Source organism: Ornithinibacillus halophilus (assembly GCF_900129485.1).
GTDB classification, from domain to species: Bacteria; Bacillota; Bacilli; order Bacillales; family Amphibacillaceae; genus Ornithinibacillus; species Ornithinibacillus halophilus.
The window spans coordinates 1-23,333 of sequence record NZ_FQVW01000046.1 but is presented as its reverse complement, the minus strand read 5'-3'; the positions used below and the strand labels follow the sequence as shown (position 1 = coordinate 23,333).

19 protein-coding genes are annotated in these 23,333 nt (G+C 38.4%); all 19 read right to left on the bottom strand.

What is annotated here, in order from left to right:
• Nucleotides 1-432: 432 nt before the first annotated feature.
• Nucleotides 433-834, bottom strand: a complete 402-nt coding sequence (locus BUB12_RS14425; protein WP_072891619.1) for a GNAT family N-acetyltransferase — start codon at nucleotides 832-834, stop codon at nucleotides 433-435.
• Between the two features lie 155 nt (nucleotides 835-989).
• Entirely contained in the window at nucleotides 990-1,592 is a 603-nt protein-coding gene (gene spoIIR / locus BUB12_RS14420; RefSeq protein WP_072891618.1) for a stage II sporulation protein R, read from the bottom strand.
• A gap of 119 nt (nucleotides 1,593-1,711) precedes the next feature.
• Nucleotides 1,712-2,584, bottom strand: a complete 873-nt coding sequence (gene prmC / locus BUB12_RS14415; RefSeq protein ID WP_072891617.1) for a peptide chain release factor N(5)-glutamine methyltransferase — start codon at nucleotides 2,582-2,584, stop codon at nucleotides 1,712-1,714.
• 1 nt (nucleotide 2,585) lies between these two features.
• Nucleotides 2,586-3,656, bottom strand: a complete 1,071-nt coding sequence (prfA, locus tag BUB12_RS14410) for a peptide chain release factor 1 (protein ID WP_072891616.1) — start codon at nucleotides 3,654-3,656, stop codon at nucleotides 2,586-2,588.
• 277 nt (nucleotides 3,657-3,933) lie between these two features.
• A complete protein-coding gene (locus tag BUB12_RS14405; protein ID WP_072891615.1) occupies nucleotides 3,934-4,554 on the bottom strand; it encodes a thymidine kinase in 621 nt (206 codons plus the stop codon).
• Nucleotides 4,555-4,980: 426 nt separating this feature from the next.
• Entirely contained in the window at nucleotides 4,981-5,226 is a 246-nt protein-coding gene (locus BUB12_RS14400; RefSeq protein ID WP_072891614.1) for a type B 50S ribosomal protein L31, read from the bottom strand.
• A 233-nt stretch (nucleotides 5,227-5,459) separates the two neighbouring features.
• Entirely contained in the window at nucleotides 5,460-6,740 is a 1,281-nt protein-coding gene (gene rho / locus BUB12_RS14395) for a transcription termination factor Rho (RefSeq protein ID WP_072891613.1), read from the bottom strand.
• Nucleotides 6,741-7,342: 602 nt separating this feature from the next.
• Nucleotides 7,343-8,311: a class II fructose-bisphosphatase gene (gene glpX / locus BUB12_RS14390; RefSeq protein ID WP_072891612.1), complete on the bottom strand. Its 969-nt coding sequence runs from the start codon at nucleotides 8,309-8,311 to the stop codon at nucleotides 7,343-7,345.
• A 120-nt stretch (nucleotides 8,312-8,431) separates the two neighbouring features.
• Nucleotides 8,432-9,721: a UDP-N-acetylglucosamine 1-carboxyvinyltransferase gene (locus BUB12_RS14385; protein ID WP_072891611.1), complete on the bottom strand. Its 1,290-nt coding sequence runs from the start codon at nucleotides 9,719-9,721 to the stop codon at nucleotides 8,432-8,434.
• A 224-nt stretch (nucleotides 9,722-9,945) separates the two neighbouring features.
• Complete coding sequence (fsa, locus tag BUB12_RS14380; protein WP_072891610.1) at nucleotides 9,946-10,590, bottom strand: fructose-6-phosphate aldolase; 645 nt, start codon at nucleotides 10,588-10,590, stop codon at nucleotides 9,946-9,948.
• A gap of 51 nt (nucleotides 10,591-10,641) precedes the next feature.
• Entirely contained in the window at nucleotides 10,642-11,496 is an 855-nt protein-coding gene (fba, locus tag BUB12_RS14375) for a class II fructose-1,6-bisphosphate aldolase (RefSeq protein WP_072891609.1), read from the bottom strand.
• Nucleotides 11,497-11,915: 419 nt separating this feature from the next.
• A complete protein-coding gene (locus BUB12_RS14370) occupies nucleotides 11,916-12,278 on the bottom strand; it encodes a response regulator (protein WP_072891608.1) in 363 nt (120 codons plus the stop codon).
• Between the two features lie 216 nt (nucleotides 12,279-12,494).
• A complete protein-coding gene (locus BUB12_RS14365; protein WP_072891620.1) occupies nucleotides 12,495-14,102 on the bottom strand; it encodes a CTP synthase in 1,608 nt (535 codons plus the stop codon).
• Nucleotides 14,103-14,438: 336 nt separating this feature from the next.
• Complete coding sequence (gene rpoE / locus BUB12_RS14360; protein ID WP_072891607.1) at nucleotides 14,439-14,966, bottom strand: DNA-directed RNA polymerase subunit delta; 528 nt, start codon at nucleotides 14,964-14,966, stop codon at nucleotides 14,439-14,441.
• 432 nt (nucleotides 14,967-15,398) lie between these two features.
• On the bottom strand, nucleotides 15,399-18,635 hold the full coding sequence (gene icmF, locus BUB12_RS14355; RefSeq protein WP_072891606.1) for a fused isobutyryl-CoA mutase/GTPase IcmF: 3,237 nt from the start codon (nucleotides 18,633-18,635) through the stop codon (nucleotides 15,399-15,401).
• A gap of 306 nt (nucleotides 18,636-18,941) precedes the next feature.
• A complete protein-coding gene (locus BUB12_RS14350) occupies nucleotides 18,942-19,559 on the bottom strand; it encodes a TetR/AcrR family transcriptional regulator (RefSeq protein ID WP_072891605.1) in 618 nt (205 codons plus the stop codon).
• The gene (gene meaB, locus BUB12_RS14345) at nucleotides 19,552-20,496 is read right to left on the bottom strand and encodes a methylmalonyl Co-A mutase-associated GTPase MeaB (protein ID WP_072891604.1); all 945 of its coding nucleotides are present in this window, start codon (nucleotides 20,494-20,496) and stop codon (nucleotides 19,552-19,554) included. The genes BUB12_RS14350 and meaB overlap by 8 nt, the downstream gene beginning before the upstream one ends.
• 262 nt (nucleotides 20,497-20,758) lie before the next feature.
• Entirely contained in the window at nucleotides 20,759-21,898 is a 1,140-nt protein-coding gene (locus tag BUB12_RS14340) for an acyl-CoA dehydrogenase (RefSeq protein ID WP_072891603.1), read from the bottom strand.
• A 14-nt stretch (nucleotides 21,899-21,912) separates the two neighbouring features.
• Nucleotides 21,913-23,055: an acyl-CoA dehydrogenase gene (locus tag BUB12_RS14335; protein ID WP_072891602.1), complete on the bottom strand. Its 1,143-nt coding sequence runs from the start codon at nucleotides 23,053-23,055 to the stop codon at nucleotides 21,913-21,915.
• Nucleotides 23,056-23,333 lie beyond the last annotated feature (278 nt).

Genomic DNA, 23,333 nt, shown 5'->3' with positions numbered 1-23,333 from the left:
GACGCAGGTACAGTGCTTCCTTGCTGGAGGCTGAGGCCGTGCCCGCGGAAAGCGACTGTCCGCAGTGCAAATCAACAAAGCAGTTACATCAGAATGAATAATTCATTAAAAATTAGATTTGACCTAAAGACTAACATTCTAACTACCTTCATGGCAATTGTTCGACTTTGGATTATAGAGATTAAGTTATGTTCCACCCCTCTATGTATATGATTTTTTTATTGATCGGACTTTTTCAGCAGCCTCGGTAGGTGCTGGTGTTGGACGCGGCTATAATCGTATTTATGAGATATCCATAAATATATATTTTCCTACACCAAAACAAAAACCTGCAGATTTATCTACAGGTTATCCACATACACTTTCAGTTTATCAACAGATATTTTTTATTACTCACAAGTTATCAACATACTTTTGTGTATAAAATCCCTTCTAGGATACTTCGTAAGCCCACCAACTACCTTCTGCTCTAGGCTTTTTAATTGGTAACACAACTTCTTTCTGTGGATGGAATTGCAATGCATCTAATAAGATATCCACAACTGGTTGGTGACTATGTACATATACCTTCTTGGCATGCAGTCCCTTTGCCATCGTTACGATTGTTTCTAATAATACTGGTAGACTCGCAGCCGCTTCTTTTGAAATGTACAACTGTTTGAGCCAATATTCTCCTTCATTAATTGAAGATAGGACAAAACAACCTCTAATTTCTTGTTCAAACTCTACTACAAATCCCTCTTCAAGTAAGCTATTTTTATCAACTTGGTCTGTCGTTTCCAAGAATGCATTTACTTTTTCTAACGAAGCTTTGTTTGCTGCAATAATGTTCATACCCTTTCACCTCTATATAATGTATATTTTAAACTTTTACTTCTAATAGATATATTGAATTAATCAATACTATCTATCATGTCTTCTTTTCTATCATTTTATGCAGCGATTGATTCGTCTATGACAAACTTAGTTAATTGTGGATAACTTGCATCTTATAATCCTAGCCACTCCAATAAGAAAAATTTGATCTTCGGTTTCTCTTCTTCCTCTACTAATTCTCCTTCAGCCTGATCCGTGCTAGCTTCTGCAACACTAATCCCGCTAGAGAAATCTAAAAAGCATAATGGAGGAAATAAAACGCACCACCAGTTGTCCCCATTGCCTTCCCCAATTGTAATAAGAATAGCCTCATACGTTCCTGCTGGATATAGAAAATCTCCATAAATCTTGGTTGGAAAAGAGACACTATCATTATATTCAACGGTAAAATTCTGGTTTTCACCGGCGTTATCTAATGTTTCCTGAACAATTTCTCTTATCTGAGGTACGTTTTGTTCTAATAGCTCCCGAGCTTTATCAATATCATCAATTTCTTCAACCCACTCAGTAATTACTGTATTTACCTCATCACGAACAAGTCGTTTAATATGTTGATCATGTTCATTATCACTATTAGCTAAAATACGTAATCGAATTGCATCATCCGGGATTACTTGAAAATCTAGTTCATCACTTCCATCATTACCTTCCCCGATATTAGGCAATGCGATAAAAATAATAGCAAAAATAATTAGAATAAGTGCGAATTTCTTCATCATTTTCTCCCCCGATACAGTTGAACTTAGTCACAGTATGGTCAGGGGAAAAATTATTTAAACTAGTAATCTATTATTTTTTAAATAGATAGAAAAAGCCCCTAAATTAGAGGGCTTTTCTAGTTGTTATCATTAATTATAGAAACGACCATTCGATTTTTTCCATTAATATCTTTCAGTACTTCGGTTTCTGTATTTGAAAATTGTCTTGTTATAAGATTAGACACAGCTTGTCCCTGTTCGTGTCCTATTTCAAATGCTAGGATTCCGGAGCGATTTAAAACATGAGGTGCAGATGCGATGATTTGTTTGTAGGCTGCTAACCCATTTTCATCGGCAAATAAAGCAAGACTTGGATCAAAGTTTTTCACAGTATCGGAAAGCAATTCACTTTCTTCCTCACTTATATAAGGTGGATTCGATACGATAATATCTGCTTTTATGTTGTTCGTGATCAGTGGTTGTAAGAAGTCTCCTTGCAAAAAGTTCACTTTCGCATGGTGCTCCTTCGCGTTTTTACTGGCAACTTCTAAAGCCTGACTTGAAATGTCTGTTGCGTAAACAGTTGCATTTGAATACTCTACCGCCAACGTAATGGCGATAACTCCACTTCCCGTTCCAACATCTACAATGGTTGGAGATTCGATTCCTAACTGTTTCCCAACTTTTAAAACATGTTCAATTAATTCTTCTGTTTCAGGACGAGGAATGAGTACATTTTTGTTTACCTCAAAATCCCTTCCATAGAAAGATTCATAACCAGTAAAATGCTGTACCGGTTTACCTGTTTCTGCATGTTCACGAACATCACCCTCAAATTTTTCAATGATGTGTGATGGAACTTCATCCCGCATGTTTGCAAAAAATTCGGACCTTCCAATTTGTAGATGGTGCTGCAAAAGTAATTCTGCTACACGAGGTTCTCGATTATTTTTTTCTAAAAAAAGAGAAGCCCATTGTAGGACTTCATATTGCTTTTTAGCATGCTTCATCTTATTCACCAATTTGCTCTAGTTTTTTCGTTTGTTCTTCTACAATTAATGCATCAATAAATTCTTCTAATTTCCCTTGAAGAATTTGATCTAATTTTTGAATCGTTAATCCGATACGATGATCGGTCACACGGTTTTGCGGGAAATTGTACGTACGGATACGTTCTGAACGGTCACCAGTACCTACCGCTGATTTACGCGTTTCATCATATTCCGCTTGTGCTTCCTGCTGAAATTTATCATATATACGTGCACGAAGAACTTTCATTGCTTTTTCTTTATTTTTAATCTGAGACTTTTCATCTTGGATGGATACAACAATTCCAGTTGGTTCATGAGTCAGACGTACAGCTGACATTGTTGTATTTACACTTTGTCCTCCAGGTCCACTAGAAGCAAATGTATCAACACGGATATCTTTTTCATGAATTTCCACTTCTACGTCTTCTGCCTCTGGTAATACAGCCACAGTAGCAGTAGATGTATGAATACGACCACCAGATTCGGTTTCAGGAACACGTTGTACACGGTGAGCACCATTTTCATATTTCAGTTTGGAATATGCACCATTTCCTTTAATCATAAAGATGATTTCTTTATATCCACCAACACCCGTTGAGTTCGCTTCCATGACTTCTGTTTTCCACCCTTGGCTTTCAGCATAGCGAGAATACATGCGATACAAATCTCCAGCAAATAATGCCGCTTCGTCACCACCAGCTGCTCCACGAATCTCCATAAATACGTCTTTATCATCATTAGGGTCTTTAGGAAGCAATAGAATCTTCATGCGATCTTCTAATTCTTCTTTGCTACTAGAAAGCTCTGAGATCTCCATTTTTACCATTTCATACATCTCAGCATCTAGGTTATCTTCTAACATTTCTTTAGCATCTTTTAGTTGTGTCGTTACATCTTTATATTCACGATATGCTTGAACAACATCTTCTAACCCAGATTGTTCCTTTGAATATTCGCGTAATTTTTTCGTATCACTAATAACTTCCGGATCACTTAGTAATTCATTTAGTTTATTGTAACGATCTTCTAACGTCTGTAAACGATCTAACATCACGGCCACCTCTTTCTCGATTAACAGTATAATTATAGTATACTCACAATGGAAGGTCAAAATTCTGGGGAGTTTGGCGGTGAACTAAGGATTGTGATGGTATTGAGGGGATGGATTGGGGTTTGTCAGAATAAAGCTATCGGCGAAGAATACCGTTTTATCAGGAATAACCATAAGTTTATCAGGAAATTCGAGGGCTTTATCGGGAATTCACCATCCACCCCCCTCCCAAAAACCAACAAAAAAAGCACCCCAACCAAGGTGCTTTTCCGAAAATTTATTTTGAAACCCTCATTAAGTTTTCAACAATCTGATTAACTGGTTTGTTTGGGACTTCATGATGATGGCGGCATCTTGGCTCATACGATTCTGATGCGCCAACCAAGATAATCGGATCATCATACGATGCCGGCTTGCCGTTAATTAATCGTTGTGTTCGACTTGCTGGAGATCCACATACTGGGCATATGGCGTTAAGTTTTGTGACTGACTCCGAGAGAGCCATCAACTCTGGCATTGGTCCAAATGGTTCTCCGCGAAAATCAGTGTCAAGACCTGCTACAATGACACGAATGGAACGATTGGCTAATTCTTCAACTACTTCTACAATGTTTTCATCAAAAAATTGAACTTCATCAATTCCAACGATATCAATAGAATCATCCACATTTTCTAATATTTCATCGGAGCTTCTTACCGGTCTAGCCATCGTTGAAGTACCATTATGAGATACCACAGCTTCTTCATCGTATCGATTATCGATTGCCGGTTTAAAAACTCGTACTGTTAAATTTCCATAAGTTGCTCGTCTAACTCTACGAATAAGCTCTTCTGATTTACCAGAGAACATACTGCCACAGATTACTTCCACCCAACCACTTTGTTTCATCACGTACATGAACAGGGATCTCCCTTCTGGATTTTCTTCTATGTTTAGTTTCTCATCTATTTAGAATTTATTTGACTGAAATTTATGGTATTAAATGTAAAAAACAGGCAAAGTATAGACAATTTGCCTGTTTTTTATGTTTAAAATGTGGATGTGCCTAGCCGTTGACCAAGCACACTCCACTTTTTAATCAATCCAGTTTTAACTCCTAGAAATTACGGACATAAGCAATTGACATTCCAAACGCCAAAAACCGGCGTTTTACAGTCCCTTGCTTATGCCTACATTTCTAAGCAGTCGTTAAAACTTTTTACTCAATCTAGCTTTAGCTCCTAGAAACTACGGACATAAGCAATTGGCATTCCAAACGCCATAAACCAGGCGTTTTACAGCCCCTTGCTTATGCCTTCGTTTCTGAACAGTCGCTTCAGCCTTTTATTTCATATTATATTTCTTCTTGAATCGGTCAACACGTCCGCCAACTTTGTCAGCTTTCTGTTTACCTGTGTAGAAAGGATGTGATTCTGAACTGATCTCAACGCGGATTAATGGGTATGTGTTTCCATCTTCCCACTCGATTGTTTCTTGAGAGTTTAAAGTTGAACCAGTCAAGAATTTGTAATCAGAACTTGTATCTAAAAATACAACTTTTCTGTATTCTGGATGAATATCCTTTTGCATGTCTTTCCACTCCTTTTTGCCCTGAGTCCTTTGGAAACAGAGTTTATTCAAGTAAGCTTCCACTTCTAGAAAGTAGCTTCAGCTTTCTTGTAAGAGCCGTGAAGGTAAAAATACCTTTTCTAAACTCACTTTAAAAATTATAACAGTGTACGACCCTGATTGCAATAGCATAGAAAGTATAATTTTTAAGAAAAAATGGAAGTTATTTATTCACTTCATATAATTTCCAAATCTTATTTTGTCATACCTTTACGTTTCATTTCGTCGTCCATTCCTTGTAAGAAAGCCTCATTTGATTCCTTTGCTTTTAGTTTTCTCAAGAAGCGTTCAAGGAAGTCATGATTGTCTTGCATCGTTTTGCGAATCGCCCACATTTTATCTAGGTGACCTTTGTCCACAAGTAATTCTTCCTTACGTGTTCCTGAACGAAGAATATCAATTGCAGGGAAAATACGGCGTTGCGCAAGATTACGATCAAGATGTAACTCCATATTACCTGTACCCTTAAATTCTTCATAAATAACGTCATCCATACGGGAACCTGTTTCGACTAGTGCCGTCGCAAGGATTGTAAAACTTCCACCCTCTTCAATGTTACGCGCTGCACCGAAGAACCGTTTTGGACGGTGGAATGCAGCTGGGTCAATACCACCAGAAAGAGTACGTCCACTTGGTGGAATGACTAAGTTATACGCACGTGCCAAACGTGTAATACTATCCATTAAGACAATAACATCACGCTTATGTTCCACTAGACGCATTGCACGCTCTAGTACTAACTCCGATACTTTGATATGGCTCTCTGGCACTTCGTCAAATGTTGAACTTACTACATCGACATCTGGATGGACAGAACGCTCAATATCCGTTACTTCCTCTGGGCGCTCATCAACTAACAGAATGATCAATTTAGCTTCAGGATGATTTACTGAAATGCTATTGGCAATTTCTTTTAATAACATTGTTTTCCCAGCTTTTGGAGGTGCCACAATTAGTCCACGTTGACCGAAACCAACTGGTGTCATTAAATCCATAATTCGTGTTGACAGTTTATGATGGTTTGTTTCCAATTTCATTAGACGGTCTGGGTATAGTGCTGTTAAGGCAGGAAAATGGACCCTCTCTTTAGAAGTTTCCGGGTCATCTCCATTTACAGCATCCACATGAAGAAGACCATAATAACGTTCGTTTTCTTTAGGAGGTCGAACTTTACCTGAAACACGGTCTCCATTACGTAAGTCAAATCTACGTATTTGTGATGCTGATATATAAATATCTTCAGCACTCGGAGAATAGTTTATTGGACGAAGGAATCCGAAACCTTCTGATGGAATAATTTCTAGTACTCCATCCATAAATAAATAGCCATCTTTCTCAGCTTGTGCCTTCAAGATTGCAAAGATTAATTCCTTTTTAGTCAATTTCGCGTAATAGGAAACTTTGTATTCTCGTGCTAAAGCATAAATTTCTTTTAATGTTAATGTTTCTAGTTGTGCAATTGTTAACTCTGCCATAAAATCACCATACCTATTATTTTTTCTTGAAAATTAATTATTGCTCCGGATTATCTTACTATCAGCAAAAAACAACTAGCATCACAGAACCGCCTCTAGTTTTTCTCTGGAAATAGAACCACCGAAGTTATTTGATAATATCCTAAAATTATTTAAATACATTGAAAACTATTAACATACTCTTACCCGAAAAGAATTATTCTGTTAAACGCATTGAGAATTTCACTTCTTTAATGTAGTAAGTCTATGAAGAAATGAAGAATTTTCGGAGATAGAATAGAAGTTTATTTATAGAAAATACTATAAATGCAAGATTAAGGCTACTTTCGCATAGATATGTATACTAGAATAACCAAATATAACATGCCTTAAACATCTATCATATTACCCGTTTTGAGTGAATAATACAATACCTTTTTAAAAACAATTTGGCCCTTTTCTATCACCATACAATCGTGGCTTTATGCTAGTATATAAGTAGTATTTTAGTAAATCAAGTTTTTTTTGAAGATTTGAAAGTCAGTTTATTAAAAGGCGAGCACTTTGTAGATAAAGATGAAAGGGGATCTAAACATTAAATCCCCCCTCATTTTATATTTTGATTATGGCTTCATCACTAAATTAGGCTTTTTCTTAAGACTATGTTCACCATCAATGAAACGTACTGTTCCACTTTTGGCACGCATTACTACTGTTTGGGTAGTTGCTTTAGAGCCTTTAAACTGAACACCTTTTAGTAATTCTCCGTCTGTTACACCAGTTGCAGCGAAAATGGCGTCATCGCCACCACAAAAATCATCCATGTAAAAGACCTTATTAATATCAGTGATACCCATTTGTTTACAACGTAAACGTTCTTCTTCATTGGATGGCACAAGTTGTCCTTGCATTTCTCCTCCGAGGCATTTCAGTGCAACAGCACCTAAAACCCCTTCAGGAGCCCCACCAATTCCGAATAAAATGTCTACACCTGTATCATCAAATGCGGTATTAATCGCAGCTGCAACGTCACCATCCGGTATTAGTTTAATTCGTGCACCTGCATGACGAATCTCTTTAATTAATTCTTCATGTCTAGGACGGTCTAGGACTACAGCTACCAAATCCTCTACCTGTTTATTTTTTGCTTTAGCAACAGCCTCTAGATTTTCTTGAGTTGACGCATTAATATCAATCTTACCAACTGCATCAGGTCCGACTGCTATTTTCTTCATGTACATATCTGGTGCATGTAACAGTTTATTACGGTCAGCTATAGCAATAACTGCTAAGGCATTCCATGTTCCTTGCGCTACAATGTTTGTTCCTTCTAACGGATCGACTGCAATATCAACCGCAGGTCCTGCGCCAGTTCCTAGTTCTTCACCAATATAAAGCATTGGGGCTTCATCCATTTCACCTTCTCCAATAACAACTGTTCCTTGCATCGGAATGGTATCAAAAACATCACGCATAGCAGAGGTGGCAGCATCATCTGCTTCTTCCTTTTGTCCTCTACCCATCCAACGCGCGGATGATAATGCAGCAGCTTCTGTAACACGAACGATTTCCATTGTTAAACTTCTTTCCATATACTCTCTCTCCCCATCTGTTAAAAAGTCCTCATCCCAAAAGGCTTTTAACCGAAAGCAAGAGAAGTAGTTCCAAAAGAATAGTGTCAGGAAATTTCAAGAACACTATTTACATGGCTGTTAAGAATTCTGGAACTGAATTATTTCTTGTTCCGTCATATCTTCCCGCCATACATTGGCACCAAGACTCGTTAGTTTATCTGTCATCTTCTCGTAGCCTCGGTCGATGTGGTCTAAACCTGTTATTTCTGTAACCCCATTGGCGATTAGCCCTGCAATCACTAAGGAAGCCCCAGCTCGTAAGTCACTAGCTTTCACACGTGCACCTTCGAGTTGTGTTGGACCAGAAACGATAACAGAACCACCTTCCACTTTTATTATAGCATTCATTCTCCTCAACTCGTCAATATGTTTTAAACGAGCCGAATAAATTGTATCGGTTATAATACCCGTATTGTATGCTTTTGTTAGTAAAGTGGTAAAAGGTTGTTGTAAATCGGTAGGAAATCCTGGATATACTAGCGTTTTAATATCAACGCTTTTGAGTGGGTTTCGTGGTGAGATGTAAAGTTGATCATCGCTGTCTTCCACGGTTACGCCCATTTCCCGTAATTTAGCCAGCAAAGACTCTAGATGCTGTGGAATTACATTATCGATAATCACTTCGTTACCAGCTGCAGCTGCAGCAATTGCATAGGTACCTGCCTCAATTCGATCAGGAATAATCGTATGACGGCATCCGTTTAATGTAGGAACCCCTTCAATACGAATGACATCTGTTCCTACTCCTTTGATTTTGGCTCCCATATTGGTTAATAACGTTGCAACATCGATAATTTCAGGCTCTTTCGCTGCATTTTCAATAATAGTTTTACCCTTTGCTTTTACAGCTGCAAGCATGATGTTAATAGTTGCACCAACGCTTACAACGTCTAGATAAATACGTGCGCCTCTTAGTTCTTTTGCACGTAAATAAATTGCTCCTTGCTCATTGGTAACCTCGGCACCAAGTGCTTCGAATCCCTTAATATGTTGATCAATTGGACGAGGACCTAAGAAACACCCTCCAGGTAAACCAATCACAGCTTTATTAAATTTACCTAACATTGCTCCCATGAAATAATAAGAAGCACGTAGTTTTTTTACTTTTCCATTTGGCAATGGCATGGCAATCATATTTTCCGGATTAACATGAATCGTTTGATCAGGACCCCATGAAACAGAGCCACCAATCTCCTCTAGTAAATCACCAAGAATTTCAACATCGGAAATGTCTGGTAATCCTTCGATTGTTACTTGAGAATCAGCTAAAATAGCTGCAGGTAACAATGCAACTGCACTATTTTTCGCACCACTGATTCGTACTTTCCCATTTAATTCATGTCCGCCTTCAACTAACATTTTTTGCATAGATTAAAACCCCGCTTTATAGAGGTTGAGGATGTTCGCAAGAAAAGCGCAAGCGCCTTGCTCAGCCCCGACAGGCATAAGGAAAGACCTGCAGTGGCGTTCTTTGTCACGAAAGGGATTACCTTATGACCCGAGGGGCTAGGCGCTGGAACTAGACAAGAAAAGCGCAAGCGCCTTGCATGTCACATCCTCACACATTATTATTTTGTAATTTAGCTTGTGTTTTATTGGTTTTGTTTATTCCAATCAGCTAAAAACTTCTCAATTCCTTGGTCAGTCAACGGATGTTTAACAAGCTGTTCCAATACGTTATAAGGAATAGTTGCTATATGCGCTCCGTTTAGGGCTGCATCCATTACATGCAGTGGATGTCTGATCGATGCTGCGATAATTTCTGATTTAATATCATGACGGTCAAAAATCTCTGAAATCGTTGCGATAAGATTCATTCCATCATGCCCAATATCATCTAAACGACCTAAGAACGGCGAAACATATGTAGCTCCGGCTCGTGCAGCTAGAAGTGCTTGATTCGCATTAAAGATTAATGTGACATTTGTTTTAATATTTAGGTCACTAAAAGCTTTAACCGCTTTTAATCCTTCTAAGGTCATTGGTACTTTCACTGTGATATTCGGAGCGATTGCTGCTAATTCTTTTCCTTCTTTAATCATTCCTTCTGCATCTTCAGAAATTACTTCTGCACTGACAGAGCCAGATACTTCATCCGTAATTTCTTTTAGACGATCATGGAAGGATACACCTTCTTTGGCTACTAAGCTAGGATTGGTTGTTACACCAGCTAATATACCAAGCGAGTTGGCCGCACGAATATCATCAATATTTGCAGTATCAATAAAGAACTTCATAGGATCTTCCCCCCATTAGTATTATCTAACACCAGCGATAGCGTGTTTTTATTAAGCTTGATTAGATGAACCAAATTCACGCATTTTTCCTTTAACTGTTTCCTTAATCGCATCACGACTAGGTCCTAAGTATTTACGTGGGTCATATAGATTTGGTTTTTCATTAAGCACTTCACGTACTACTTTTGCTTGTGCCAATTGATTCTCTGTATTTACGTTAATTTTTGCTGTACCTAATGATATTGCTTTTTGAATATCTTTAGTAGGAATCCCTGTTCCACCGTGTAATACTAATGGTACGTTTACAGCATTAAGAATTTCTTCCATTTCTTTAAATCCTAAGTTAGGTTCACCTTGATATTCACCATGTACAGAACCTAAAGCTGGCGCTAAACAATCTACACCTGATTGTGATACTAATTGCTTACATTCTTCGAGGTCAGCGTAATTGATTCCACCAATTACTCCATCTTCTTCCCCACCAACAGTACCTACTTCTGCTTCAACAGATACACCATGGATATGAGCTAATTCCACAACTTTCTTAGTCATTTCGATATTTTGTTCAATCGGATGGTGTGATCCATCAATCATTACAGAAGTAAAACCTGCATGGATTGCTTCTGCACATTTTTCAAAACTTGATCCATGGTCTAAGTGGATAGCTACGGGTACAGTTGTACCATATTCTTCCATCAAGGATTTAACCATAGCGACAACTACTTTAAATCCTCCCATGTATTTACCTGCACCTTCAGAAACCCCAAGGATAACAGGGGATTTCTCTTCTTCTGCTGCTTGCAGAATTGCTTGAACATATTCCAAATTATTTAAATTAAATTGCCCAATAGCGTAGCCGTTCTCCTTACCCTTTTCAAGCATCTCTTTCATTGATACTAATGGCATAGGTAGAAATCCTCCTTGTACGAGGCTGGGACAAAAGTATTATTAAAGCGCAAACCCGAACAATGTTATGTTTGGTAAAATCATCGCTACGGAAATATACTTCGCTTTCCGTGGGCGGCTGGTGAGCCAGGGAACTACATGGTTAGGCTTCCTAGCACCCTTGCGCTGAGGAAGCCTGCTTCGTAGCATTACTTGTAGACGCAAGCGCATCATGGGTCTCACCGATGCCTTTCTTCCCACAGGAGTCTACGTATATTCCCTCCGCTAAGCTAGCAATTTGTTCGTCTTTGGTAATGACTTTTTAGTTATGTCCCAGCTTCATTTTGATATTTTTTATTAACTCCCTTTTAGAATACCAAGACGAGCCGCAAGTAGCAAGAAATGAGAGGCTTCTAGGATAATCCGAACTTTTTAAAAAATTAGCTAGATTTTGCCAAAATATCTTTTACTAGTTGAACCACCTTTTGAATATCAAAAGGCTTTTCTAATAAAGATTTGACCTGAGGGAAATTCTCTGTCTTTTCTGAAGCGGTTTCAATTAATCCACTCATTAAAATCACAGGAATACCACAGTTGTTTTTATGTAAGTGTTGAACTACTTCAATTCCATCTATGATAGGTAACTTATAATCAAGCATCATCAAGTCAATTGAATGAATTTCAATTTGTTTCAATGCCTCTTTCCCGTTTTCTGCTGTAATGACCGTAAATCCTTCATGAGACAAAATATCTTCCAATAATAATCGGATTCCTATTTCATCATCTACAACTAATATTACCATCAACAGACTCCCCCTTTTTCTACCTAATTCGATATAAAGCACTAAAATTCCTTCTTTTTAGCGAACATACCCTATGAAATTCTATTTATAATAAAACACAATACCCCTATACCCTCTACTACACGAATTTAAACTTTAATTTACTATATCAAAAAAAAGTCGCTAAATAGTGCTTTACAGCAGTATTCGCGACTTTTATCCTATTGGGAAATATAGTTATTTAGATTGTTGTTCAACTGAAGCCCCGATAAATCCTTTAAATAGGCTTTGAGGTCTAGTTGGACGAGATTTAAATTCAGGGTGGAATTGACTTGCTACAAACCATGGATGATCAGCAAGTTCAATTGTTTCCACTAAACGACCGTCTGGACTAGTTCCGGAGAAAATAAAGCCTTTTTCCTCCATTTGCTCACGATATTCATTATTAAACTCATAGCGATGGCGATGTCTTTCTTCTATATAATCTGCCCCATCATATGCAGCTTTTGTTTTTGTATCATCTTTTAATTTACAAGGATAGATACCCAATCTTAGCGTTCCACCTAAATCCTCGACATCCTTTTGTTCTGGTAATAAATCAATGATTGGATATGGAGTATTCGGGTCAATCTCTGCAGAATGTGCACCATTTAGTCCTAGTACATTACGAGCAAATTCAACCGTTGCTAACTGCATACCGAGACAAATCCCTAAAAATGGAATCTTATTCTCTCTAGCATAGCGAATCGCTTCAATTTTCCCTTCAATTCCACGATCGCCAAAGCCACCTGGTACAATAATGCCGTCAACATGAGATAGTTCTTCCTTAATAGTGTCTTTATCCAATTTCTCAGAATTAATCCAATGAACGTTAATATCCGCATCATAAACATAGCCAGCGTGTTTCAAAGATTCCACAACTGAAATGTACGCATCTTGTAATTCCACATATTTTCCTACTAATCCGATGTCTACCGTTTTTGTTAGTCCACGAACTCGATTAACTAATTCGTTCCACTCTTCCATATCTGCAGATTCGCATGATAAACCAAAGTGGTCACAAGTAATTTGATCTAGTTCCTGTTCTTGTAAGGAAATTGGAACTTGATAAAGAATGTCAGCATCTTGCATTTCGATAACTGATTTTTCATCAATATCACAGAATAACGCAATTTTTTCTTTCATTTCTTTGCTAACTTCATGTTCCGTTCGTAGTACAATCACATCCGGCTGAATCCCTAGGGAACGTAACTCTTTCACACTATGTTGAGTTGGCTTCGTCTTCATTTCACCAGCAGCTTTAATGAATGGGATTAATGTACAATGAATATACATGACATGCTCTTTACCGATATCACTTTTAATTTGGCGTATCGCTTCTAGGAATGGCAGTGATTCGATATCCCCAACCGTTCCACCAATCTCGGTAATAACAATATCAGCACCAGTTGCTTCTCCCGCTCGGAATACTTGTTCTTTAATCTCATTGGTAATATGCGGGATGACTTGAACTGTTCCACCTAAATAATCCCCACGACGTTCTTTCTTAATTACTCTAGAATACACCTTACCTGTCGTAATATTGCTGTACTTATTTAAGTTAATATCAATGAATCGTTCGTAATGCCCAAGGTCAAGGTCTGTTTCTGCTCCATCATCGGTTACAAAAACTTCTCCGTGTTGATATGGACTCATTGTTCCAGGGTCAACGTTAATGTATGGATCGAATTTTTGTATTGTAACTTTTAACCCACGATTCTTTAATAGGCGGCCTAATGATGCTGCTGTAATTCCTTTACCTAGTGATGAAACAACACCACCTGTGACAAAAATGTATTTAGTCACCATTCATCCCTCTTTCTTCTCTATGATATTTTAAAAATACTTTCTTAGGAGTTTGAGAAATACATCTTCATCTTCCTAGAATTAATTTGATAAACTAGGGGTCAACGCGGTAACACTTCTGTATAATTTCCAGCTAATAAAAGAGTAGAATTCACAATAATAACGTAATAAGTTTACTTTTATTCTTGCGCATAAGTATTAATTGATACCCATTTTATTTGTTTTTAAAACAAGAAAAGCGCTCCCCTAAAATAGGGAAACGCTTTGAAATTAAATTTAAAGAGCCCAATACAGATTGTACTTATCTGTGCGAAAATTGTCAAGCTACCTTATGACTTATTTTTCATCTTCTTCATCTAAATCGTCTTCTTCTAAATCCTCTTCGTCTTCATCTTCATCGAAGTCATCGAAATCATCTTCTAGATCATCAAAATCTTCGTCCTCATCTTCATCTTCTTCAAAATCATTGATAATGTCTGTTACATCACCATCAATAATATCAAGATCTTCTGCATCAATATCGGATTCAGTTTCAGCCAGAACTTCTTTCTTTTTCTTCTTCGATTTTTTCTTTTTCTTTGTTTCATTCGTAATATCTTCATCAATTTGCTCAGCTGGGTACCAACGCTTTAGTCCCCACATATTTGAACCAAGTGTCATAAAACGCCCATGAACATTTAAATCTGTATAAAATTGAGAGATGTTTTCCTCTTTATCCTTTTCAGCATACCCTTTAATTTCAGCAATACGATCATAGATTTCTTTAAAGTGTAATGCCTTCTTTTCTTCCTGCAAAATAATTCGCGCTAGGTCAATCATTGACATGCTTTTTAATTCCTCGCGGTTATAAGAATCCAAACTCACGTTACCGCACTCCCTTTTCCAATAATAATTATATTTTAATTAAATTCATGCTATCTCAAGTTGTTATGTAGAATACTTGTACCTTTCTAAAACACACTATAAATCATACCATACATTATAAACAAATAATAACAGATTATGCTAGGAAAAACATTTTTCTCAAATGGACAGTATCAATCGGACATCTATTCCTTTATAGTTCGAGTGAGTGTCGTTTTACGGATTTTTTGGACATCCGTTCCTTTATTGTAATAAATGGCTTGAAAATAGGGTGTGTTTTTAATTAATAAGCGCAGATTTGTCCGATAGATTGTACTATTAGCAGATTATTACAAAATAAGGTACAAAATGTCCGAACAGGACGGACTCTAGACTCTAGTAGCCACAAGAAAAGGCTGAGCATCATACTCAACCTTCCCTATCAAAAATCAATTACATATTTCGACGGTATTGACCGCCAACTTCATATAGTGCATTAGTGATTTGGCCAAGGCTCGCTACTTTTACCGTTTCCATAAGCTCTTCAAAAATATTACCATTTGAAGCTGCTACATGTTTTAGGCGTGCAAGTGCTGCTTCTACCTCATCTTCATACTCTTTTTGGAACTTCTTCAATTCATTAATTTGATGTTCCTTTTCTTCTTTTGTAGCACGTGCCAATTCCATTGAGTTAATATCATCTTCTGAAGGTGGGTTAGGATTCTGATACGTGTTAACACCGATAATCGGTAATTCTCCAGAATGTTTTTTCCCTTCATAGTACAGTGATTCTTCCTGAATTTTACCACGTTGGTATTGGCGCTCCATTGCACCTAATACGCCACCACGGTCATTAATTCGTTCAAACTCCTGAAGAACTGCTTCTTCGACCAAGTCCGTTAATTCATCGACTATGAAAGATCCTTGTAAGGAGTTCTCATTTTTGGTTAATCCAAATTCACGATTAATAATCATTTGAATAGCCATGGCACGACGAACGGATTCTTCTGTCGGTGTTGTAATTGCCTCATCATAAGCGTTCGTATGCAAGGAGTTCGTGTTATCCTGAATCGCAATTAACGCTTGTAATGTAGTACGAATATCATTAAAATCAATTTCTTGTGCATGGAGCGAACGACCTGACGTTTGAATATGGTACTTCAATTTCTGACTACGTTCATTCGCACCATATTTATCGCGCATCGTAATGGCCCAAATTCTACGCGCCACACGTCCAATAACGGTATACTCTGGATCCAATCCATTTGAAAAGAAGAATGACAGGTTTGGTGCAAATTTATTAATATCCATTCCACGGCTTAAATAGTATTCCACATACGTAAACCCGTTAGCTAATGTAAAGGCAAGTTGCGTTATCGGGTTTGCTCCCGCTTCTGCAATATGATAGCCAGAGATCGATACAGAATAATAGTTACGAACATTATTGTCTATAAAGTATTGTTGAATGTCTCCCATCATGCGCAGTGCAAACTCCGTTGAGAAGATACACGTATTTTGCCCTTGGTCCTCTTTCAAAATATCTGCTTGAACTGTACCACGTACAACTGAAACTGTTTCTGCTTTCAGTTTTTCAAACTCTTCTTTAGATGGTTCTCGGCCATTTTCGTCTTTAAATTTAGTTACTTGTTGATCGATAGCTGTGTTAAAGTACATCGCTAAAATAATTGGAGCTGGCCCATTAATTGTCATTGATACGGACGTTTTTGGATCCGTTAAATCAAAGCCATCGTACAGCTTCTTCATATCCTCTAACGTGCAAATATTGACACCACTTTCGCCAACTTTCCCATAAATATCTGGACGATAAGCAGGATCTTCGCCATAAAGTGTCACAGAGTCAAATGCCGTCGATAGACGTTTTGCCTCTTCATTTTTCGATAAATAATGGAAACGACGATTGGTTCGTTCAGGTGTTCCCTCACCAGCAAACTGACGAGTAGGATCTTCCCCTTTTCGTTTAAACGGAAATACACCTGCAGTAAACGGGAAAGCACCTGGTACATTCTCTTTTAATAACCAAAGCAAGCGCTCGCCCCAATCCGTGTATTTCGGAAAAGCAACTTTTGGAATTTTTAAGCCTGCAAGAGATTCTGTTATAATATCCATTTTAATTTCTTTATCTCGCACTTTAAAACTCATCGTATCTTGTGCATACTGTTCTTTTGTTTCATCCCAAGAGTCTAAGAGCTTTTTCGCTTGAGGATCTAACTGCTCTTCATACGACTCGATTGCTTCTTCAATTGTTGATACTACCTCTCCTTGAAGTACCTCTTTCGCACCAGCAAGCTGGTAAAGTTTTGTCGCAATATCACTCTGTTTCTTAGCATTTTCATGGTAACTACGAACATGGTTTGCTATTTCACGCAAGTAATGTCTACGCTCATTTGTAATGATTAAATTTTGCTTTTCAGAAATTAGATGGCGCTCGAAGTCTACTTCTTCTTGCCAAGCATATTTTTCGTTTAATCGATCAATTAAAGCTGCAAAAAGGGCATTGGTTCCAGAATCATTAAATTGACTTGCGATCGTACCGAAAACAGGGAATTTCGTTTTATCCTGATGGAATAACATATGACTACGCTCATACTGTTTTCGAACTTGATTTAGAGCATCATCTGATCCTTTTTGTTCAAATTTATTGATAACGATAAAATCAGCAAAATCGATCATATCAATTTTTTCTAATTGGGTAGGCGCACCGAACTCCGATGTCATCACATACATTGATAAGTCGGTCACTTCAGTAATTTCTGCATCCCCTTGACCAATTCCACTTGTTTCTACGACGATAAAGTCATAGCCAGATGCGCGCATGACTGCTATCACATCTTCAATTGCTTTGGATAACTCTGTCTTGGAATCCCTTGTTGCTAACGACCTCATATACACACGGTCAGAGAAAATAGCATTCATCCGTATGCGGTCTCCTAGCAAGGCGCCGCCAGTTTTGCGCTTTGTTGGGTCAATGGAGATAATCGCTATTTTCTTATCCGGAATCTCATTTAAGAACCGACGAATTAATTCATCCGTTAATGAACTTTTCCCAGCACCACCTGTACCAGTAATTCCGAGAACTGGTATTGAAGTATTTCCTTTTTCTTTAATTTCTTGTTTGATCGTTTCCTTTTCTTCGTTCATTCCTTCTGTTTCCATGTACGTTATAAAACGTGCAATGGTTTGACGGTCGCCATCTAGCAGGCTATCGACATTTTTCACAACATCAAGTGGTGGAATAAAATCACATTCTTCCAGCATTTGGTTGATCATTCCTTGAAGGCCAAACTCTCGACCATCATCTGGTGAGAAGATTCTAGATACACCATAGGCATGCAGTTCTTTAATCTCACGCGGGATAATAACCCCACCACCTCCACCATACACTTTAATATGATCTGCACCGAGTTCTTTAAGTAGGTCAATCATATATTTAAAATATTCAACGTGGCCACCTTGATAGGAAGAAATCGCTATCCCCTGTGCATCCTCTTGAATTGCTGCATGAACGACTTCTTCTACGGAACGGTTATGGCCCAAATGGATAACCTCTGCTCCACTAGATTGCAAGATTCTTCGCATGATGTTAATGGAGGCATCATGCCCATCAAATAGACTTGATGCTGTTACGAACCGAACTGGGTTTTTCGGTTTATAAATTTCAACTTGTTGCATATTAACTCCCCCTTTGCTATTCCGAAAATCAATTCTCGAATTTCTGAGAATTAAAAAATCCCATCGCTTCGGAAGAATACTTCGCTTTCCGTGGGCACGGCCTCAGCCTCCTCGCGAAAAACCACCGCTGTGGGGTCTTCGGACTCGTGCTGTTCCCACAGGAGTCTTCGTATTCTTCCTACGCTAAAGTTAGTGTTTTAATTTTGGCATGGCACAAATCCAAGTTCCAGATATCCATAGTCCTCATAATTGCTATTAATTATCGTTTATTTCTGAAGCGGTAGAACAACCACAGAATATCAGGATTTATATCGATATCGATAACGATTGTTTGAAATAGTAGATTTGCTTTTCTATGTATTCTTCTAAGGTGAAGTGTTTTTGTAGCATCCAACGACGGTATCCCCACATTTGTCCTTGGATAAAGATATTGTTTGCGATAAGCTCTGCATCTTTTTTCGATAACTGATCTGGTAGACATGTCACAATAACATGTTCTAGCATGCCAACCATGTCTCGCTCTTTTTGCAACACATATTCTTTTGTTTCTTTTTTTAATGATTTAACTTCCTGGTACATAATGACAACTTCTTCTTGCATTTCATCCATTAACTCAAAATAAGAACGGATGACATTTAGTAAATTATCGATGGTTGGTTTTTCTAAATTAATTTTGGCATCAAGTCGTTTACGAACCTGCTCATAAATTGAGTCACAGACTAGAAACAAAACATCTTCCTTTGTACGAATGTACTCATACAGTGTTCCTATACTAAAACCTGATTCTTTTGCAATCTCTCTGGTAGTTGTACGGTGGAACCCTTTTTCTTTAAAAAGCGTAATGGCCCCTTTGATCATTTGGTTTCTACGCTTTTCAATTAACGCCTGGTTTTTTACAGAAGAAAGGACATCATTCTCAGTCATTTGAACGAATCCCTCCTTTTTGTTTCCAGTGTTCATACCATTCCCTAGCCAATTTATATGGGTCGTCATTTACTTCAATTGTTCGTTCGTCTTCTGTTTCAATAAATTGCTGGACATCTCGCCAAATTTCTTCACGTATTAGTTCATAAACTTCTAGCTTTTGTTGTTCTAGACGGCGACTTTCCCCTTCTTCTGTACTGTATAAATAGTTGCCATGTTCTAAAATCTTTTCCCACAGCTCATCGATTCCTTTATTTTCAGTCGTTATAGTTTTTACAATCGCTGTTTCATGTTCTTCTGACTTTGTCATCATAACAAGTTCTCTTAAGAGAGCCCGTAATTTTCCTACACCATGTAAATCTGCTTTATTAATAACAAATAAGTCAGCGATTTCCATAATTCCAGCTTTAAAAATCTGTAGCACATCCCCACTGTTTGGAGTCAATACCACAGCAGTTGTATCCACAATTTTCATAATATCGAGTTCTGACTGACCAACACCTACTGTCTCGACGATTACCACATCAAAACCATATGCATCACAAATACGAATGGCATCTTTAGTTGCTCGCGCAAGCCCTCCAAGACTTCCACGTGTGGCCATGCTCCTAATATAAACACCATCATCTGTAAAATGCTCATTCATTCGAACTCGGTCTCCCAACAATGCACCACCACTGAATGGACTAGTTGGATCGACTGCAATGACAGCAACTGTTTTACCACTTTCTCGAATGTGGGTAATTAAACGGTTTACAAGAGAACTTTTCCCGGCACCTGGTGAACCAGTAATCCCGACAAATTGCGCTTTTTTCGGCAAGGAAAAAACATTGCTTAAGAGTGCTAATTTGTCTGGATGTTCATTCTCTACCATTGTGATTGCTTTTGCCAAGGCTCGTATATCCTTTTGCTTCATCCGTTCTACGAGTGGGTGCATGTTGAAAACTTCCTTTCATTCTATCGCTTGGTGTTTCGGACATTTTTTCCGTTACTAGAGTGATATTGCTGGTTTTCAGCTTAGTTTGGACAAATATTCCGTTAAAGTAGTCTTTACAAGGCTTTTACCCCTCTATTTTTGAAGATAAAGGAATAATTGTCCATTTCGCTTACCACCAACCTAGTTTTGAAGAAATTAAGGATTATATGTCCGAACCATTCCTAACACTACGTCGTATCAGACATATTTTCCGTTATTCTTATTACTTCGTGACCATACGTCCGATTACTAGGCGTTGTACTTCTTGAGTTCCTTCGTAAATTTGAGTGATTTTGGCATCTCTCATGTAGCGTTCCACTGGATAGTCTTTTGTATAGCCGTAACCTCCAAATACTTGCACAGCTTCCACAGTAATACGCATTGCCGCATCTCCTGCAAATAATTTAGACATAGCAGATGCTTTTCCATATGGCTTTCCTTCTGATTCTAGCCATGCTGCTTGATAGGTTAATAGTCTAGCTGCTTCCACTTCTGTTGCCATATCAGCAAGTTTGAAAGAAATTCCTTGATTATGGGCGATTGGCTTACCAAATTGTTCACGCTCTTTGGCATAAGCTGTTGCTGCATCTAAAGCACCTTGTGCAATTCCAAGCGCTTGTGCTGCAATTCCATTACGTCCACCATCAAGTGTTGTCATGGCAATCTTGAACCCTTCTCCCTCTGCACCTAAAAGATTCTCTTTTGGTACTCGACAATTTTCGAATATCAATTCTGTTGTAGGAGAGGAACGTATCCCTAATTTTTTCTCTTTTTTGCCGAATGTAAATCCTTCTGTTCCTTTTTCGACAATGAATGCACTAATTCCTTTATGTTTTGCATCTACATCTGTTTTGGCAAATACAACATAGATATCAGCTACTCCACCGTTGGTAATCCATACTTTGCTTCCGTTTAATACATAGTGATCGCCATCCAATTTTGCTGTCGTTTTCATAGATGCCACATCACTACCTGCTCCAGGTTCCGATAAGGCATAGGCTCCTAAAGCTTCACCAGTTGCAAGACGTTGCAGGAAGTTTTTCTTTTGTTCTTCATTTCCAAATTTATAAATCGGCCAGCTTGCTAGGGACAAGTGTGCTGATAACGTAACCCCAGTTGATGCACAAACACGCGATAATTCTTCTACAGCAATGACATAACTAACATAATCTGCTCCTATTCCACCGTACTCCTCTGGCCACGGAATCCCCGTTAATCCTAGCTCAGCCATTTTATCAAAGATTTCACGATCAAAACGTTCCTCTTCATCACGCTCAGCTGCAGTAGGTTCCACTTCTTTCGTTGCAAAATCTCTTACCATTTTACGTAGCATTTCTTGTTCTTCTGTTAATTGAAAATTCATCGTTCAATTCCCCCTTAATTTTGTAGTAGATGTTTAGCAATGACAATATGTTGAATTTCATTTGTTCCTTCATATATTTCTGTAATTTTAGCATCACGGAAGAATCGTTCTACCGGATAATCCTCTGTATATCCATACCCACCAAAAATTTGTACAGCTTCAATTGCCGTCTTCATAACTGTTTTAGATGCGTACATTTTTGCCATAGAAGCTTCTTTACCACAAGGTCTATTTCTTTGCACAAGTGATGCCGCATGATAGACTAATAATCTTGCTGCTTCCACTTCTGTTGCCATATCTGCTAGTTTAAAAGATATCCCTTGATTGTGGGCAATCGGTTTCCCGAATTGTTCACGTTCCTTAGCATAATTGGATGCCTGTTCGAAAGCTGCTTCAGCAATACCTAATGCTTGTGAAGCAATACCAATTCGTCCGACATTTAAATTCGCCAAAGCAATCTTATATCCTTGACCTTCTTCTCCTAACAGCTGCTCTTTCGATACTTTACATTGATCAAAACTTAGTTGAACTGTACTGGAACCATGTAGCCCCATCTTCTTTTCTTTCTTCCCAACTTCAAACCCAGGGGTATCTTTTTCAACAATAAAGGCACTTATTCCCTTTTCACCAGATTCATCACTAGTTCGGGCGAATGTAATATACGTGTCAGCATATCCACCATTCGTAATGAACACCTTGGATCCATTTAGAATGTAGTCATCCCCTGATTTCTTAGCTGTTGTTTTTATATTCCGAGCATCAGACCCTGCCCCAGGTTCCGTTAAAGCAAAAGCACCTAAATATTCTCCAGATGCAAGTTTTGGTATATACTTATTTTTCTGTGCTTCATTTCCAAAATAGAGGATAGGATTTGTACCAACTGATGTATGAACGGATAAAATAACACCAAGCGTGGCACTCGCTTTCGAAAGTTCGTTGATAGCAATGACGTAAGAAGTAAAGTCCATCCCTGCCCCACCATATTGTTCAGGAATCGGCACCCCCATCAAACCAAGTTCACCCATCTTCTGAATAATTTCAGTAGGGAAACGGTCCTCGGTCTCCATTCGTTCCACTTCTTTTGCTATCTCATTTTCAGCAAAATCACGTACCATCTTGCGCATCATTTCCTGCTCATCCGAAAAATTTAAATTCATCTTGTTGCCTCCTTCCTTAGGCCTTAGCAAATTGATTGTAGTAGGAGCGATTTCTTTACCCGGCGAGCGAATCTCCTTAGCCGTGGAACGAACTCATCCTCGGGCGAGCGAGTTTCCTTGCCCAGGGAGCGAATTCAATCTCGGGGCGAGCGAATCTCCTTGCCCAAGGAGCGAATTCAACTCGGGGCGAGCGAGTTCCCTTACCCGAGGAGCGAATTCAACCTCGGGGCGAGCGAGTTCCCTTACCCGGGGAGCGAATTCAACCTCGGGGCGAGCGA

What these genes read in the sequence shown, in the direction of transcription:
- BUB12_RS14425 (WP_072891619.1), bottom strand. Translation starts at nt 834, where the DNA reads ATGAACATTATTGCAGCAAACAAAGCTTCGTTAGAAAAAGTAAATGCA.
- spoIIR (WP_072891618.1), bottom strand. Translation starts at nt 1,592, where the DNA reads ATGAAGAAATTCGCACTTATTCTAATTATTTTTGCTATTATTTTTATC.
- prmC (WP_072891617.1), bottom strand. Translation starts at nt 2,584, where the DNA reads ATGAAGCATGCTAAAAAGCAATATGAAGTCCTACAATGGGCTTCTCTT.
- prfA (WP_072891616.1), bottom strand. Translation starts at nt 3,656, where the DNA reads ATGTTAGATCGTTTACAGACGTTAGAAGATCGTTACAATAAACTAAAT.
- BUB12_RS14405 (WP_072891615.1), bottom strand. Translation starts at nt 4,554, where the DNA reads ATGTACGTGATGAAACAAAGTGGTTGGGTGGAAGTAATCTGTGGCAGT.
- BUB12_RS14400 (WP_072891614.1), bottom strand. Translation starts at nt 5,226, where the DNA reads ATGCAAAAGGATATTCATCCAGAATACAGAAAAGTTGTATTTTTAGAT.
- rho (WP_072891613.1), bottom strand. Translation starts at nt 6,740, where the DNA reads ATGGCAGAGTTAACAATTGCACAACTAGAAACATTAACATTAAAAGAA.
- glpX (WP_072891612.1), bottom strand. Translation starts at nt 8,311, where the DNA reads ATGGAAAGAAGTTTAACAATGGAAATCGTTCGTGTTACAGAAGCTGCT.
- BUB12_RS14385 (WP_072891611.1), bottom strand. Translation starts at nt 9,721, where the DNA reads ATGCAAAAAATGTTAGTTGAAGGCGGACATGAATTAAATGGGAAAGTA.
- fsa (WP_072891610.1), bottom strand. Translation starts at nt 10,590, where the DNA reads ATGAAGTTCTTTATTGATACTGCAAATATTGATGATATTCGTGCGGCC.
- fba (WP_072891609.1), bottom strand. Translation starts at nt 11,496, where the DNA reads ATGCCATTAGTATCAATGAAAGAGATGCTTGAAAAGGGTAAGGAGAAC.
- BUB12_RS14370 (WP_072891608.1), bottom strand. Translation starts at nt 12,278, where the DNA reads ATGGTAATATTAGTTGTAGATGATGAAATAGGAATCCGATTATTATTG.
- icmF (WP_072891606.1), bottom strand. Translation starts at nt 18,635, where the DNA reads ATGCAACAAGTTGAAATTTATAAACCGAAAAACCCAGTTCGGTTCGTA.
- BUB12_RS14350 (WP_072891605.1), bottom strand. Translation starts at nt 19,559, where the DNA reads ATGACTGAGAATGATGTCCTTTCTTCTGTAAAAAACCAGGCGTTAATT.
- meaB (WP_072891604.1), bottom strand. Translation starts at nt 20,496, where the DNA reads ATGCACCCACTCGTAGAACGGATGAAGCAAAAGGATATACGAGCCTTG.
- BUB12_RS14340 (WP_072891603.1), bottom strand. Translation starts at nt 21,898, where the DNA reads ATGAATTTTCAATTAACAGAAGAACAAGAAATGCTACGTAAAATGGTA.
- BUB12_RS14335 (WP_072891602.1), bottom strand. Translation starts at nt 23,055, where the DNA reads ATGAATTTAAATTTTTCGGATGAGCAGGAAATGATGCGCAAGATGGTA.